13 protein-coding genes and 1 riboswitch are annotated in these 15,848 nt (G+C 69.6%); of the genes, 9 read left to right on the plus strand and 4 right to left on the minus strand.

From position 1 onward, the window contains the following. Nucleotides 1-6: 6 nt before the first annotated feature. Nucleotides 7-300 carry a DUF6295 family protein gene (locus tag ABD481_RS14270; RefSeq protein ID WP_344666108.1) on the minus strand — a complete coding sequence of 98 codons (294 nt, stop codon included), beginning with the start codon at nt 298-300 and terminating at the stop codon, nt 7-9. 93 nt (nt 301-393) lie between these two features. Between ABD481_RS14270 and ABD481_RS14275 the strand changes: the two genes are divergently transcribed. The 4 genes from ABD481_RS14275 to ABD481_RS14290 all read left to right on the plus strand — a co-directional run bounded on the left by ABD481_RS14275 (nt 394) and on the right by ABD481_RS14290 (nt 4,429). Further along, on the plus strand, nt 394-1,674 hold the full coding sequence (locus tag ABD481_RS14275; protein WP_425559173.1) for a nitric oxide synthase oxygenase: 1,281 nt from the start codon (nt 394-396) through the stop codon (nt 1,672-1,674). A gap of 72 nt (nt 1,675-1,746) precedes the next feature. After that, entirely contained in the window at nt 1,747-2,649 is a 903-nt protein-coding gene (locus ABD481_RS14280; RefSeq protein WP_344666109.1) for an NADP-dependent oxidoreductase, read from the plus strand. Nucleotides 2,650-2,719: 70 nt separating this feature from the next. Then, a complete protein-coding gene (locus ABD481_RS14285; protein WP_344666110.1) occupies nt 2,720-3,580 on the plus strand; it encodes an alpha/beta fold hydrolase in 861 nt (286 codons plus the stop codon). Nucleotides 3,581-3,784: 204 nt separating this feature from the next. Continuing rightward, nucleotides 3,785-4,429, plus strand: a complete 645-nt coding sequence (locus ABD481_RS14290; protein WP_344666111.1) for a hypothetical protein — start codon at nt 3,785-3,787, stop codon at nt 4,427-4,429. 119 nt (nt 4,430-4,548) lie between these two features. On the opposite strand, the gene ABD481_RS14295 is transcribed toward ABD481_RS14290, so the two are convergent. Beyond that, a complete protein-coding gene (locus ABD481_RS14295; RefSeq protein WP_344666112.1) occupies nt 4,549-5,340 on the minus strand; it encodes an SDR family NAD(P)-dependent oxidoreductase in 792 nt (263 codons plus the stop codon). A gap of 262 nt (nt 5,341-5,602) precedes the next feature. On the opposite strand from ABD481_RS14295, the gene ABD481_RS14300 reads away from it, so the two are divergent. Next, nucleotides 5,603-6,595 carry an RNA polymerase subunit sigma-70 gene (locus ABD481_RS14300; protein WP_344666216.1) on the plus strand — a complete coding sequence of 331 codons (993 nt, stop codon included), beginning with the start codon at nt 5,603-5,605 and terminating at the stop codon, nt 6,593-6,595. A gap of 1,112 nt (nt 6,596-7,707) precedes the next feature. On the opposite strand, the gene ABD481_RS14305 is transcribed toward ABD481_RS14300, so the two are convergent. Further along, on the minus strand, nt 7,708-8,922 hold the full coding sequence (locus ABD481_RS14305) for a DUF5925 domain-containing protein (RefSeq protein WP_344666113.1): 1,215 nt from the start codon (nt 8,920-8,922) through the stop codon (nt 7,708-7,710). A 168-nt stretch (nt 8,923-9,090) separates the two neighbouring features. On the opposite strand from ABD481_RS14305, the gene ABD481_RS14310 reads away from it, so the two are divergent. The 3 genes from ABD481_RS14310 to ABD481_RS14320 all read left to right on the plus strand — a co-directional run bounded on the left by ABD481_RS14310 (nt 9,091) and on the right by ABD481_RS14320 (nt 12,795). Next, a complete protein-coding gene (locus ABD481_RS14310; protein ID WP_344666114.1) occupies nt 9,091-10,362 on the plus strand; it encodes a hypothetical protein in 1,272 nt (423 codons plus the stop codon). A gap of 108 nt (nt 10,363-10,470) precedes the next feature. Beyond that, nucleotides 10,471-11,139, plus strand: coding sequence for a hypothetical protein (locus ABD481_RS14315; RefSeq protein ID WP_344666115.1), 669 nt, complete (start codon nt 10,471-10,473; stop codon nt 11,137-11,139). A 51-nt stretch (nt 11,140-11,190) separates the two neighbouring features. Continuing rightward, on the plus strand, nt 11,191-12,795 hold the full coding sequence (locus tag ABD481_RS14320; RefSeq protein ID WP_344666116.1) for a Na+/H+ antiporter: 1,605 nt from the start codon (nt 11,191-11,193) through the stop codon (nt 12,793-12,795). Between the two features lie 143 nt (nt 12,796-12,938). Here ABD481_RS14320 and ABD481_RS14325 read toward each other — a convergent pair whose 3' ends face one another. Next, nucleotides 12,939-14,597 (minus strand): NRAMP family divalent metal transporter, encoded by a 1,659-nt coding sequence (locus ABD481_RS14325; protein WP_344666117.1) that lies wholly within the window; start codon nt 14,595-14,597, stop codon nt 12,939-12,941. A 373-nt stretch (nt 14,598-14,970) separates the two neighbouring features. Further along, nucleotides 14,971-15,139: riboswitch (M-box (ykoK) riboswitch) on the minus strand. A 176-nt stretch (nt 15,140-15,315) separates the two neighbouring features. Between ABD481_RS14325 and ABD481_RS14330 the strand changes: the two genes are divergently transcribed. Next, nucleotides 15,316-15,834, plus strand: a complete 519-nt coding sequence (locus ABD481_RS14330; RefSeq protein ID WP_344666118.1) for a pyridoxamine 5'-phosphate oxidase family protein — start codon at nt 15,316-15,318, stop codon at nt 15,832-15,834. Nucleotides 15,835-15,848: the final 14 nt, after the last annotated feature.

The following is a 15,848-nucleotide window of genomic DNA, read 5'->3' on the forward strand; positions in this document are numbered from 1 at the left end:
CTCACGTTAGTCCCGGGATGTACCAATGAGTAGACCTTCGGGCAGCAGGCCTTCCGGCACGCTCTCCAACGCGTGCAGGATCGCCTGGGCCAGGTCGTACGCGGCCTGCGCGGACAACTCCACCGCGATCCGTGCCGACGGTCCCCGCTCCGGGTTGCGCAGATCGATGTTCAGGGTGTGCTCATCGGTGGCATGGGTCGGATGGTCGTAGTAGACGCTCGCCTCGGTCACCCGGATCCACGTCTCAGGGCCCTTCGCACTTCCGTTCACCGCGAGCTTGAACGTTTGGTAAGTACACATCGCAGTCGAATCCTCGCAATCGGTAGTGTGAACACTAGTAGTAGACATAAGATGACGCTCTGCATCCGACTGCCGAGCGTAGGGGGGATCCCTGTGTTCCATCTCGCGATACGACAGAAACGCCGCCCGGATCATGGCGAGGGGTCCGCGGACCCCGCCGGCCCCGACTTATCAGCCTTATCGGGCGACCTCGCAGCCCTGTCCGGCGCTCTGTCCGGTGCTCTGTCCGGCGACCTGTCGGCCGTCGACCGCACCGCCCGCCCCGCGGGCCTGCCCCTGCTGATCACCCCCCGATTATCCAGCCCCGAAGCCCTCCTCGCCGAAGCCGAAGAGTTCCTCAACGACTGCTACACCGAGCTCGGACTCGCCTCCGAACTCCCCGAGCGCCTCCGGGCGGTGACCGCCGAGATCGAGACCGACGGCACCTACGACCACACCTTCGCCGAACTCGAATACGGCGTCCGGGTCGCGTGGCGCAACTCCTCCCGCTGCATAGGCCGCCTGTACTGGCGTTCGCTGAAGCTGCGCGACCGCCGCGAGGCCACCACCCCCGTCCGCATCGCCGCCGAATGCGTCAGCCATCTGCGCGAGGCCACCAACGGCGGCCGCATCCGCCCGACCATCACCGTCTTCGCCCCGGAGCGGCCCGGCCGCCCCGCGCCGCGCATCCACAACGAGCAGCTCATCCGGTACGCCGGATACCGCGTCGAGGACGACGAAGTGGTCGGCGACCCGCGCAACATCGCGCTCACCGAAGCCGTCCGGGCCCTCGGCTGGTACGGGCACAGCACAGCGTTCGACGTGCTGCCGCTGGTGATCGAGGCGTTCGGCTACCGGCCCTACGTCCACGTGCTGCCGAGGGACTGTGTGTTGGAAGTTCCGCTGTCCCACCCCCGCCATTCCTGGTTCGCCGAACTCGGCCTGCGCTGGCACGCCGTGCCCGCGGTCAGCGACATGTGCCTGGAGATCGGCGGCCTGCACTACCCCTGCGCGCCCTTCAACGGCTGGTACATGGGCACCGAGATCGGATCCCGGAACCTCGCCGACGCCGACCGCTACGACCTGCTGCCGACCGTCGCCGCCAACCTCGGCCTGGACACCGGCAACGAACGCACCCTGTGGCGGGACCGCGCACTCGTCGAACTGAACCTCGCCGTACTGCATTCGTATGAAGCGGCCGGCGTCACCATCGCCGACCACCATACCGAGTCGCACCGGTTCCTGAAACACCTCGACAAGGAGCAGCGGGCTGGCCGGGCCTGCCCGGCCGAATGGTCGTGGATCGTGCCGCCGCTGTCGAGCGGGTCGACCGCCGTCTTCCACCGCTACTACGACGAACAGCCCCAGGCCGGACCCAATTTCGTGCGGCATTAGCGAGCACACGGCAGACTTGTCGTCGACGTGACGGCGGCCCGAAGCCGTCCCGCACCGCGAACGGAGCCCACCATGAAGGCGGTCCGCTTCGACCGGTTCGGGGGACCGGACGTGCTCGAACTCGTCGACCTGCCGGACCCGCACCCCGGCCCCGGCCAGGTACGGATCGCCGTCCGCGCGGCCGGCGTCAACGCCAGCGACTGGAAGAAACGCAAAGGCCTGATGGACGAGGAACTGCCCCAGACCCTCGGCCACGAAGCGGCGGGAACCGTCGACGAACTCGGCGCCGGCGTCACCGACGTGGCGCTCGGCGACCGGGTGTTCGGCTTCACCCGCGACGGCGCGGCCCAGGCCGAGTCGGCGGTCCTCGCGCACTACGCGCCGATCCCCGCCGCACTCGGATTCGCCGCCGCCGCGGCCCTGCCCGCCGCCGTCGAGACCGCCACCCGGGCCTTGGACCAACTCGGCGTCACGAGCGGCTGCACACTGCTGGTCAACGGCGCCTCCGGCACCGTCGGCAGCGCCGCCGTCCAACTCGCAGTGGCGCGCGGGGCGCGGGTTATTGGTACCGCAAGCTCGGCCAACCACGACTACCTGCGCTCCCTTGGCGCGGAGCCAGTGACGTATGGCGATGGTCTGGTCGAACGCGTCCGCGCTCTCGCGCCCGATGGCGTCGACCTCGCGCTCGACGTCGCTGGCAGCGGCGTGCTCCCCGAACTGATCGAACTGACCGGACGCACGCCGAACGTCGTGACCATCGCAGACTTCGAAGGCGCGCGGGAGTACGGAGTTCTGTTCAGCCGCGGCGATTCGGGCCGGGCCCTCCACGTGATCGGAGAGATCGGCGACTTGATCGAGTCTGGAAGGTTTGCGGTACCCGCCGTTCAGACCTTTCCGCTGGCCTCGGTCGGTGAAGCACATCAGGAAGCTGAGAAAGGCGGCGGGCGTCGGAAACTGGTTCTGGTCGTCGATTGAAAGGCTGATAGCGTCCCAGAACGTGAGCATTCACGGGAGGCACATAGAGGTCCGCGGGACTCGTTTGTACGTGTACGAACTCGGCGACGTTGATGCTCCAGCCTTGCTCTACCTGCATGGCGGACCCGGGATGGGCTGCCACAACTTCGTGCAGTGGCAGGGACAGACGCTTGCGCGCGGGGTGCGGCTCGTCACGTTCGACCAGCGCGGATTCCACCAATCGGACGCCCTCGGGCCCGACGAGCCGCTGTCCGAGGACATCATCGTCGAAGACTGCGAAGCGCTTCGAGAGGCGCTGGGTATCGCGTCGTGGTTCGTGATCGGCCACTCCTACGGCGGACGGCTCGCCACCAGATACGCCGCCCGGTATCCCGCGAGCGTGCGCGGTGTGATCTTCGAGAACCCGTCGTGGGACGTGGCGAGTACCCGGCGTTTCCGGCTGCCGGTCGTCGCGACCCTCTTCGAGCGGCATGGTCGGCCGGAAGAGGCTCAGGCGTGCCGGGACGACGCGGCGAGCACGGAGCTGTTCGCTGACGACCCGATGCGCACCGAGCTGCTCGGCCGCCTCGGCCCGCTCGGCGAGAGGTGGTTCCTGCACCCGGATTCCGACCGCGGGCTGCTGGACCACGAGCTCGTCGAGAGGCTGCATGACGAGGCCGACGACCGTGCGGCGGAACTGCTGTTCCAAAGCCCGTTGCTGCTGGAGAACCTGACGGCCTTGCTCGCCGGTCTGACGGTGCCGAGCCGGCTGGTTCTCGGCGAGGCGGATCTGGTGACGGCACCGGACCAGGTCGCGATCTTCGAAGCCGCGTTCGGGGCGGACCGCGTCGTGCGGGTCGCCGGGGCGGGGCACGTCATTCAGGGCGAGCAGCCGGCGGTATACGCGGAACTCGTCCTCGATCTCGTCGACGCGATGGCTCAGCAGCGCTGACTGGACCGAATTGCCTTGCAGCCTCCAGCCAACCTCGTGCGTGTCTCACTTCGTTAGCAAACATGACGCCTGCTGAGGCGTCCTTCGACGACGGGGATACATGCGAAGGCCGGAGGCGGCGTTATGAGTGGCGGGGATCTAAAACAGGATATTGCGACGGGGCCGCGAGCGCGGGAGCTGCTGGCCGGGGGGATGCCCGGCTTCGTGGCCGCTCCGATCGCGACGGTGACTGGGCGGGCGGTGGCCGCCGAGGATCGGTACCACCGACGGGCGCGGATGGCGGTCGGCATCGGGGTCGTGGTGGCGGCGGTTTTCGGGGCGCTGCTGATCGGGCCGATCTTCGGGCGGTGGCCGGCGTCGGATCATGTGAGGCAGCCGGCGATCGCGGCCGGCGGGCGGGCGGAGTCGGCGTTGGACGCGCGGCTTCAGGCTTTGGCGCGGGTGGAGGGGGAGCTGAAGGCTGCTCACGCGGGCGCCACGACGGGGGTCGGTGTGCCAGGGATCGACTATGCGACGGGTGTGCAGTCGCCGGTCTCGGATGCTGATCAGCTCACCGTGATCGTGTATCGCGTTCCGGGCAGGGATTCGACGTTGGAGCGTGATGCGGAGGCGGCGGCGAGGCCGTTCTACGTCGTGTTTCGGGACAGTGTTCTGAATGCGGCCGAGGTGTCGGCCTTGGGCGCGCGGCTGGCGGCTGATCGGGACTTCTGGCAGAAACAGGGTCTTGATTTTGTCGGCAGGGTGGAGGTCGACGGGACTATCACAATCTCCTGCCATGATCCTGGCCGGGTTGTGCCTGCGGTCGAGCGGTACTACGGGTACGACGGCAGGGTTTTCGTGGGGAATTAGGTGGACCCGGACCGGGACCCGGTCCCCCACCCGGACCCGAGCGCACCGCTCCCGGGCAGGCCTCACCCAGGCCCGGGAGCGGTGCGCGTTCAGGGGCCGGGGCCGCCTCCTGCGGACGGTCAGTCGTCCAGGCTGCCCATGGTGAGGTTGACCGTCGTGCCGGTCATCCCTCCGGCGCGGTCCGAGGCCAGGAACGCGGCGACGGTCGCGACCTCGTCGAGGTGCATGACCCGGCGGGGGTGCGTGTCGGCGGCGAGGAAGCCCTGGAACTGCTCCCAGGTGATGCCGAGGACGTCGGCCTTGGCGTCGTAGACGTCCCGCATCGACTCGGCCTCGGGCATGCCGTGCGGGCGTACGCCGACCACCCGGATCCCCTTCGGGGCCAGCTCGGCCGACAGGTCGCGGGTCAGCGCCTCCTTCGCCGCCTGGGCGGGGCCGTAGCCGCCGTTGAGCGTCGTGCCCTTGCGTGACAGCAACGCGGTGACGGTCATGATGACGCCCGAGCCCTGCGGGATCATGTGCCGGGCGGCGAGGCGCGCGGTGTGGAAGTACGAGCTGGTGTAGGCCAGCACCGGGCGCATGAACAGCTCCGGGCCGATTTCGGTGACGGGCTTGCCGAGGATGTCGCCGTCGGGGATGCCGACCGCGTTGAACGAGATGTCGACGCGGCCGTCGCGGTCCACGACGTCCTGGAGATGCCGGCCGATGGCGGCCTCGTCGAGAGCGTCGACCTCGGCGGCCTCGGCCTGGCCGCCATTGGCGGTGATGTCCTTGACGACGGCCCGCGCCGCCTCAAGGGACCGCCCGGTGACATGCACGCGAGCGCCCTCCGCGGCGAACGCACGGGCCACCGCGCCGCCGATCGCGCCGGCGCCGCCGTAGACGATGGCGACCTTGTCCTGGAGCAACATGGTGTTTCCTTTCGGGTTTTTTGGCTCGCCGATGGCCCATGGCCGGGCTTCGGGCTTTGGGCCTGGGCATCGGGCTTCGGGCTTCGGGTCTCGGGCTTCGCGCATCGATCACTGGGCATTGGGCAACGGCGATCTGCCATCTGCCATCTGCCGTCTGCCATCGATCGCTGACGATGCAGAACCCTCCGGTCGTGGAAACTGGGCGTCCGCGGAGCGCCCAGTTCGGGGATCGGGCGGTGTCCCTATCGGAGTGGGAGTGACAGTGCTGACAAATGACCTGCTGGCCCGAGCCCGCGGAGGCGACGGTGATGACTTTCGCGAGCTGACGGAGCCGTACCGGAGGGAGCTCCAGGTCCACTGCTACCGAATGCTCGGCTCGTTCCAGGACGCCGAGGACGTGCTCCAGGACACGCTGCTGTCGGCGTGGCAAGGACTGTCCGGCTACGAGGAGCGCGCCTCACTGCGGACGTGGCTGTACCGGATCGCCACCAACCGCTGCCTCAACGCCCGCCGCGCCGCCGCCCGCCGCCCCGCCGCCCCCTGGGACTTCGGCGCGTATCAGCCCCCTGAACCCACCCGCCTCGGCGAGGTGACCTGGCTGGAACCGTACCCGGACACCCACCTCGGCCCCCCGGTCCCCGGCCCCGAAACCCGCTACGAGCAAAGCGAATCCATGTCCCTGGCCTTCATCACCGCACTCCAGACCCTGCCACCCCGCCAAGTGGCGACCCTGATCCTCCGCGACGTCCTGGGCTTCCCCGCCACCGAGGTCGCCACCATGCTCGACACCACCACCGAGTCCGTGACCAGCGCCCTGAAACGCGCCCGCGCCACCCTCGCCCACCGCCCACCCACCCCCGAACCAGCCCCCAACTCCCCCGAAGAGTCCGCCCTGGTATCCCGCTTCATCACCGCCTACGAAGCCGCCGACCTACCCGCCGTCATAGCCCTCCTGACCGACGACGTCTTCATGTCAATGCCCCCCATCCCCCTCGAATACGAAGGCCGCACCCAAGTAGCCACCTTCTGCACCAACCTCTTCGCCTCCAACCGCCGCTTCCGCCTCCTCCCCACCCGCGCCAACCTCCGCCCCGCCCTCGCCACCTACCTGATCACCCCCAACAACCCACCCCGCGCCACAGGCCTGATCACCCTGACCCTGACCCACAAGGGAATCCGAGCCCTGACCCGCTTCGACACCACAGTCCTCGCCCCCTTCGGATTACCGCCCACTATCCCCTCAACTCAGGACTGATCCACGACGCGGGTCGATCCACGACGCGAGCGACCGGCGGCACAGGCCCGATCGACGGGTCCGAATGACCGGCGGCACAGGCCCGATCGGTGCGTCCGGATGGCTGGTGCGCGGGCCCGATCGGCGGGCCCGGGGGCTGGTGGCGCAGGCCCGATCGGCGGGTCCGGGGGTCCGGGGGACCGGTGGCGCAGGCCCATCGGCGGCATGTGCATGTTCGGCGGCGCAGGATGTCTTGCGGCACACGGGCGACCGTCGGAGTGCGGGCGGCCGACGGGGTGCGGGCGACCTGCGGTGCGTGGGCGGCGGGCGGGGTGGGGGCGCGATCTGCGGGGTGGGGGCGATTTGCGGCGCGCGGGTAATCGGCGCCGCGCGGGCGGCCGGCGGCTGGCAGGGGGCGATCTGCGGGGTGGGGCGGCGTGGGACTGACCGGCGGTGTGCGGGTGACCGGTGACATGGGCCGATCGGCGCCGCAGGGACAAATGGTGTCGGGTGTCGGGTGTCGTTTCGCTCGCTTGCGAGTGCTGCTTGCCCCTCCACGCGACCTCCATATGGAGCACGTAGAAAGTGGCCTCCGGCGTTGTCACGGCTTTCACCCGAATGGCGCAATGGCCTATCTCGCGAGCGCTGGACATACGCAAATACACTCCGCCAGCACCCGCCAAGCTGCTGCCAGCACCCGCCAAGCGCCCGCCTGGCTTCCGCCAACACTCGCCAGCACCCGCCAGACAGCCGCCGACCGCCTACCCGGCGCCGCCTGCTGACCATCGACTGCCGACTGCCGACTGCCGACTGCCGACTGCCGACTGCCGACAGCCTGCCGACCAGCCACAGCCTGCCAACCAGCCTCAGCCGACCGGCGACCGGCGACCGGCGACCGGCGACCGGCGACCGGCGACCGGCGACCTGCGAGTGGCGACCTGCGAGTGGCGACCTGCGAGCGGCTACCTGCGAGCGGCTACCTGCGAGCGGCTACCTGCGACCGGCCTCAGCCGACTGCTGGCCAGTCATTGCCAACCGTCGGCCGGCAGCCAGCGCGCGGCAACCGCCGACCGGCCCCTGCCAGCCGCCGACCGCCCGCGCCCGCCGCACACCGCGCACACGCGCGCCCCCACCTACAAATACAACCCCGTCCCCGCATCATCCCCACCAGCAGCCACCGGCTCGTTCCCATCCCGTGCCGCGATCAGCTCCGCCAGCGTCGCAGCGCCCGTGCCCAGTTTGGTCGCGTCCGCGTGTTCGTGGTTCATCCACGCTAGGGCTTCGGGGCGGGGGAGGGGGCCTACTTCGATTTGGGCGAGGCAGCGGCCTGGTCTTATGACCGCGGGGTGGAGGCTGGCCAGGTTTTCGTTGGTGGTGATGGCTACTAGGACGTCGCGGCCTTGGCCCAGGAGGCCGTCGGTGAGGTTGAGGAGGCGGGAGAGGGCTTGGCCGCTGGTGGCTTTGGCTTCGCCGCGGATGAGTTCGTCGCAGTCTTCGAGGAGGAGGAGGCGCCAGCGGCGTTTGTTTTCGTCTTCGTCGCCGTGGCCGTGGTACTCGACGCCCATTGCTACTTCCATCAGGTAGCCGGGGGAGTTGAAGAGGGCGTCGGGGTCGAGGACGTAGTCGACTTGGCACCATTCGCGCCATTCGCGGGCGAGGGTGCGCAGGGCTGTGGTTTTGCCGGTGCCGGGGGCTCCGTGGAGGAGGATCATGCGGCCGGTGGTCTCGGTGCGGCGGACGGCCATCAGTTTGTCGAGGGCGGTGGCGGCGGAGGCGGAGTAGTTTTTGCGGACCGCTTCCCAGGGTTCGGCGGTGATGGTGCGGACGGTGCGGTAGGGGCCTCGTTGGGGGGCCGCGTACCAGAAGCCGACGGAGACTTTTTCTTCTTCGGGTTCTTCTTCGGCCGCTACGCCGTCGGTGGCTTGTTCGAGGATCTTGGTGGCGAGTTCGGGGGTTTCGGCCACGACGGTCACCTCGCCGCCGCCGCTGGACCAGCGGACGGAGCGGGCGGTCCAGCCGGGTCCGGCGGTGAGGCAGGATTCGCGCTTGTCCTCGACCACGGAGCGCAGGACCTCGCCCTCGGCGGGCACCAGGGTGGCGTCCTCGCGCAGGGCGTCCAGGCGGGAGTGGCGCGCGTGGGGCTGCGCGCCGGTGGTGAAGGGGGTGAGGAGGAGGGCGTCCACGACGTCGTAGGGGGTGTCGGAATCGTCGACCGTGACCCGGAACGGGACCTTGCCCCAGGGATCGCTGGATTCGCGCCCGTTCGGGGCGGCCTCGTCGGGCAGGCCTTCGCGCACAGGCACCGGTCGCGTGGCAGGCCCCTGAGGGCGCTGGCGGGGCAGCGTCATGGACCCGATGATCCTCCTGTCCACGGGCCCGCCACAACACGTTTGCCGAGGTTCAGGCGTGCGTCCGCGTGTCGGACGCCACCTGTCCGGCCCGGCGTCAGGGGTTTTACGAGAGCTTTGCCGTACCCGGCGCATGATCGTATCGGGGCGCGGATACGATAAGCCGTCATGAGTTCGGCCGACCATTACCCGCAGTGGGGGACGCCCCAGGGGCCGCAGACGCCGCCCGCGCCGCGGATGCCCGAGAACCCGTCCGATGGTTCGCAGGACGGCGCGTCCACGCCGTTCGCGGGGGCGTTCGGCCAGCCCGATCAGTCAGGCCAGTCCGGCCAGTCGCAGGCAGCGCCGGCACCAGGAGCGCAGCCGCAGGCACCGGTACCTGGAACGCAGATGGGGACGTCGTACGAGGCCGAGGCGCCGTTGCCGCCGATGATGCAGTCGCCGTACGGCATGCCGTTGGCTGATGGCTCGGCGGCTGGCCAGCCCGCTTTCGGCTCCGGCCGCAACACCAACGGTCCCGGCCGCAACACCAACGGCTCCGGCCGCAACACCAACGGCCCCGCCGCCCCGGCCCCCGACCGCCGTCGCAAAACCCTCATAGCCTCCGCCCTCGCCGCCGTGGCCGTCCTCGGCATAGGCGGCGCCGCGATCGCGTTCACCGGCGGCGGTTCCTCGAAGAACCCCTCGGGCTCGGCCCTCGCCGCCACCGAGTCGTCCAGCGGTGCCGTCGGCGCGGCCGACTTCCCCGGCGCCGCGATCTCCGTCTCCGGCAAGCCCAACGGCGACACCCTCCCCGGCGGCGGCGCCGTCTCCAGCGCCGCGATCCCCGGCGGCCCCGGTGCCGCCACTGGTTCCTCGGGCTCGGCGCCCGGCAGTCCGGGTGCGGCCGGCACGACCGGTGCCACCGGCGCCAAGTCCACCGGCGGCACGTCGGCCAAGCCCGGCGCCACCAGTTCCAGCGTCAGCGGCGCGCCGGCCAAGCCCTCGTCCAAGGGCACCACCCCGGGCAGCCCCGCGACCACCGCGCCGGCCACCACCGCCAAGCCGAGCACCCCGGCCAGCAGCGCTCCCAAGACCACCGCCCCGCCGCCCTCCACCGACTGCACCTACCTGAACCTGCCGGCGGCGCAGATGCCCACCCTTCAGAAGGGCTCGACCAACGCCAACGCGGTCAAGCAGCTTCAGTGCTTGCTCAAGAAATCGATGCTGGGCATCAAGCCGCTCGCCATCGACGGCGCCTGGGGCGCCGACACCCAAAGCGCGTTGACGAGCTTCCAGTCCTGCAACAACGCCCCGACCGTGAAGTCGCCGGGCGGCACGCCGCCGTATCCGAAGATCGACGTGGACGGCGTCGCCGGGCCGCAGACCTGGGCCGACCTGTACTTCTGGGACAACCAGTACTTCAACAACGTCGCCTACTACTGCAACGGCACGCGCTGAGCCCGAGTACCAACACCAACCAAGCAACTAAAAGATCTGAGTCCTTCGCGACTCCGCCGACCTCGCCGACGGTGACGCCGTTCACAGCGTGATGGTAGGGATGGTCCCGTGCCCGTTGTCACCGAGATCTTCATCGGATTCCTCGTCGTCCTGGGCGCCGCCGGCGCCGTCGCCGCCGCCCGTCGCAACAGGGCGCTCACCGCGCTGGCGGCCGTGAAGCAGTGGGACCTGACCAAGAACGACCGCGAGATACCCGACACCTTCGGCGGCCCGCCGTTCACCATCGGTCACAAGCGCGTCGCCCGCCGGGTGCTGCGCGGCAGCCACAGCGGCCGCGCGGTCCTCGTGCTGGACTACGAATACCGCACCCCCGGCAGCGACGGCGACGACACCCACCACGCCTGGGTGGCCTGCGTCGACGACCTCCCGGTCGCGCTGCCCGCGCTGGAGGTGGTGGCCCGCTCCGGACGGCGTGAGCTCAGCAGCCGCAGCGGCGGGCAGCTGGCGATGCCGGAGTTCGTCATCGGCGATCCGGCGTTCGACCGCCGGTATCACGTCTACGCCGCGAACCTCCAGCTCGCTGCGGACCTGCTCGGACCGCAGGTCCTGCGGCTCATCGCCTCCTGGCCCGACTTCTCCTGGCGGGTGGAGGGCACCCGGTTGCTGACCTGGGGCTCGGGAACGCTCAAGCCGCACTGGATCGAGACCAATCTCAACATGTTGGTGTCACTCGTGGAGGCAGTGCCCGAGCGCGTGTGGCAGACGGCACGCGGATAGCCATCCGCCGACACCGCGCGGAAGACGTCCACTATGGGATGATCAGGTGTCATGACGGCGCAACACCTCCTATTCCTCCTGGGCGTCCCCTTCTTCTCAGTGGTCGTCTCCGCCCTCGCGCGGCGTTTCGCGCTCAACGGGCCCCTCGTGCTGGTCGTCATCGGCATCGTGGTGTCCATCGCACCCTTCATCCCGGATTACGACCTCGAACCCGAATTCGTCCTGATGATCCTGCTGCCGCCCCTGCTCTACCAGGCGGCGGTCGAGACCTCGGTGCCGTCGCTGCGGCAGAACTGGCAGGCCGTGCTGATCCTGTCGGTGGCGATGGTCCTGGTCACCACCATGCTCACCGGCTTCGCGATGCACCTGTTGATCCCCGAGATGCCGCTGCCGGTGGCCTTCGTGCTCGGTGCGGTGCTCGGCCCGCCGGACACCGTCGCGGCCATCTCCATCGCCAGACGGCTGGGGCTGCCGCGCCGGACCGTCGACGTCCTGGTCGGGGAGGGGCTGTTCAACGACGCCACCGCCCTGACCGCCTTCCGGATCGCGCTGGCCGCCGCGGTCGGGGAGACCGTGACGTTCATCGACGCCATCGGCCGGTTCCTGCTCTCCGCGGCCGGCGGCATCCTGATCGGCGCGGTGGTGGCGATGGTCTGGGATCCGATCCGGTTCCGGATGCGCGACCCGCGCGCCGAGAGCTCGATCTCGCTGATACTGCCGTTCGTCGTCTACATCACCGCCGAGGCCGTGCACGTGTCCGGCGTGATGGGCGTGGTCATCCTCGGCCTCTACCTCGGCCATCGACGGGTCCGCGCCGGCTACGCGACCCGCATGCTGGACACCGCGGTGTGGGACGTGATCGTCGAGATCCTCGAAGCCACGGTGTTCGCCCTGATCGGATTGCAGCTGATCCCGATCCTGCGCGACGTGGACCACTGGAGCGGCTTCCAGCTGATCGGCTACGGCCTGGCGGCGTTCGCGATCGTGGTGGTGGCGCGGTTCGGCGGCGTGTTCACCTTCGGCTTCCTGGGCCACCAGTTCACCCGGCGGTTCCGCGGCACGCCGCCCAACCGGTCGACGGAATCCCAAGCGGTCAGAACGCTTTTCGTCGTGAGCTGGGCCGGCATGCGCGGCGTGGTGTCGCTGGCCGCCGTGCTTTCGATCCCCATGACGACCAACACCGGCGAACCGCTCCCCGAACGCGAACTGGTGCAGTTCCTCACCTTGTTCGTGGTGCTGGCGACGCTCATCGTGCAGGGCTTGACGCTGCCTCCCCTGATCCGCCGGCTCGGCATCACCGCCGTGGAGGAGGAGAAGGAGGACGCGTTCGCCTATTGCAGCGCGATGGGCACGGCGGCCAATGCCGGCCTCGCGCGCCTGGACGAACTGGAGGCGCAACTCCCGGACCCGGCCGTGGACCGCATGCGGGACCAGGCGTTGTGGCGCGGCGAGAAGGCGCGGCGGTATGCGCAGCAGGTCGCGTCCGGCGGCCCGAGCGCTCGCGCCGCGGCTGTCGACGACGCGCGGCGCTCGATGCTGGACGCCGAACGCGCCGCGGTCGAGCATCTGCGGGACTCGCGGGAGATCAACGACGACGTGTACCGGCGCGTTCTGAACCAGCTGGACTTGGAGGAAGCTTTTCTCGAACGGCGCTGAGGTTGTTGAGGTATGGGGAAAAGCAAGTGGGGCTGATCGGGAGAACCCGGTCAGCCCCTACCTTTTGCCATCAATCACACCTGCTCGGCAGTCGAGCTCTGTTCAGCAGCCAAGCTCAGCGGCCGACTCTCAGCAGCCGACTCTCAGTGCCCGAACATCATCGTGCACAGCTTGACTACCACCAGCACCGTCGCCACCGCCAGATACGTCCGCAGCACCGCCAGGCTCACCCGCCGCGCGAGCGAGAACTGGACCTGCCCGAGCTCGGCCAGTGCCGGCGTCCGCCACTCGTCGCGGCCCGACCGGTCGACGACCTCGGCGACATAGCCCGGAGCCCGCCGCGCGATGAGCGCCTTGGCCCCCATCCCGGCGCCCAGCCCCAGCGCCGCCAGCGCGCACACCGCCAGGATCGCCTCGATCTGGCCGGCCGTGATGTTCGGGTCCAGCACCGAGCCGGTCAGCACCAGCGACAGCGCCACCAGCACCGCGATCACTCCCGCGGTGAACACCGTGGTCCGCCGTCCGTTGACCCACGGCCCCAGCACCGCCTTGTCGGTGCACAGCAGCAGCAGGTACACCGACGCCGACGGCAGCAGCACCCCGGCCAGCGCCTGCACGCCGACCGTCAGCACGCCCTGCACGTGGTCGCTGGCCACCAGCACGATGGTCGCGGCCAGCGCGATCACGCCGACGTAGACCGCGTAGAAGCCCTTGGCCTGCTTCACGCCGCGGTGCAGCGAGTGGTTGATCTTCAGGCAGTCGCCCATCGCGTAGGCGGTGGACAGCGACACAGCGAAGGCCCCGATGATCGAGGCGTCCAGCAGTGCCACCGCGAACAGGTCGCCGAGCACCCGGCCGCCGTAGGCGGACAGGCCGCGGGCCACGTCGGCGGCGTCGGTGAACGGCCCCGGCAGGTGCGCCGCGGCGACCGCGCCCAGCCCGATCGTCGCCGCCGCGCCGACCACGACCACGACGATCCCGATCGACAGGTCCGCCTTCTCGTACTTCATGAAGCGCGGCGTGATGCGCTTGTCGATGACGTAGCTCTGCTGGAAGAACAGCTGCCAGGGCGCCACCGTGGTGCCGACGATGCCGATCACCAGCAGCATCACCGCGGCCATCTGGCCGGAGCCGCCGGGCAGCGCCGGGGTGGTGAAGCCGTGCGCCATCGCGCCGGCCGAGGGGTGCGCCATGATCGAGATCGGGATCAGCAGCAGCGAGCCGGCGCACAGCGCCAGCGCGATCCGCTCGAAGCGCTGGAACGAGCCGGTCATCGCGGCCGCCACCACGACCAGCGCCGCCATGACCACTGACGGGACCTTGGGCAGTCCGAGATAGCCGGTGGCCAGCGTGATGCCGATGAACTCGGTCACCAGTGTCAGAGCATTGAGAATGAACAGGTCGATGACGCTGAACGCGCCCCAGAACCTGCCGAACCGCTCGAAGATCAGCCGGGCGTGCCCGACGCCGGTCACCGCGCCGAGCCGCAGCACCATCTCCTGGTTCACGTACAGCACCGGGACCAGCAGCAGCAGTGTCCACAGCAGGCGGGTGCCGTACTGGTGCCCGGCCTGGCCGTAGGTGGCGAAGGCGCCGGCGTCGTTGTCGCCGACCATCACGATCAGGCCGGGGCCGACGACGGCCAGCAGGGTCTTGAGCTTCGCCGACAGCCCGCGGCCGGTGCCGTGGTCGTCGAGGTTGATGGTGCCGAATGCACCCTTGATGTCGCCGACGTGGGCGTCATCGAGCACTGCGCCGGTGCGCAGGCCGGGGACGTCGCTGTTCAGCGTGGCCGTGGTCATGTGGAAACACCCCCTGCTGCCGGTTGTGGCGGCTGGTCGGGCGGCGCGACGGACCCGCCCGGGGCGCGTCCGGGCACGCCGAGGCGGCCCGGGCGGGCCCGGGGTGGGAGCGGAATGCTGATCGGGTCAGCGCGCGCCGAGGGAGGAACGGAGGACTGGGTCGTGCGCGATGCGGGGCCGACTGTGGCCCGAACTACTGCCTGGGTTCATCGCAACCACCTCCCTGGCCGCCGCGGCGCCGCGGCGCCTGGTCCCTGGTCGCGTCCACACACCCGACATGGACACGATCGTGCGACACCCCTGGGAGGCAAACCCGGAAAACCTCTGCCGTTCACTCGCCGTTCACCATTGCACGACGCTGGCAGGATCGGTCCGGCCACCTCTCTCGTCAGAGCTTCGGCACTTCACGGCGTAGCGTCAGCTGCGCAGCCACTTGGGATCACCCCTTAAGCCGAGGAGATCTGTCCTGATCCGGAGGGTCTCTCGACCGATGGGATCAGTGGCCTTTGTCCGTGAAGACGCCTCACCGAACGAGGTGTCCTAACGGAATATGAGGATCCTCTTGCCCTGTGGCGTGTGTCAACTCGGGATGTCACAGATGAGTAACGATGCGGATACGGCGGCAACTTCGTGGGTAACCCCGGACGTTCGACTCGGATGGGTCGGCGCCGGGCGCGGCGCGGCCGCGATTGTGGGCGTGGGCTGCGATATTCGGTGGATGCTGGAGACCACTGAAGAACTCGCCGCTTTGCAGTCCCTGCTCGACCAGAGCATTGCCGCGGCGGGGCCCCACCTGCGGGGAATCATCACGGAAAAGCGTCGGCTCGACGCCGCGTCCCTGGTCGGGCGGCTGTCGGGGATGCGGCTGATCACGGTGGCGACGGCGACCGCCGACGGCCGCCCGCTGACCGGGCCGTTCGACGGATATTTCCTCCGCGGTTCCTGGTGGTTCAGCTCGGGTCCGGACGCCGTCCGGATCCGGCATCTGCGGGCCCGTCCGGCGGTGAGCGCGACATATCTGCCGGGGGAGGAGATGTCGGTGACGGTGCACGGCCGGGCGGAGTTGTTCGACCTGCACGGACCGGAGTGCGCGGATCTGCGGCAGGCGATGCTGGATTTCTATCTGCCGAAACAGGGGCCGGCATTCCAGGAGTGGATGGACGGCCTGGTCGGCGGGGTCGGCGTGCGTATTGTCGCGAGTAAGATGTTCACCTTCTCCGCATCCCCGGAGTCCTGAACGCTTGCCTGGCG

The organism is Catenulispora yoronensis (genome assembly GCF_039531695.1).
GTDB classification, from domain to species: Bacteria; Actinomycetota; Actinomycetes; order Streptomycetales; family Catenulisporaceae; genus Catenulispora; species Catenulispora yoronensis.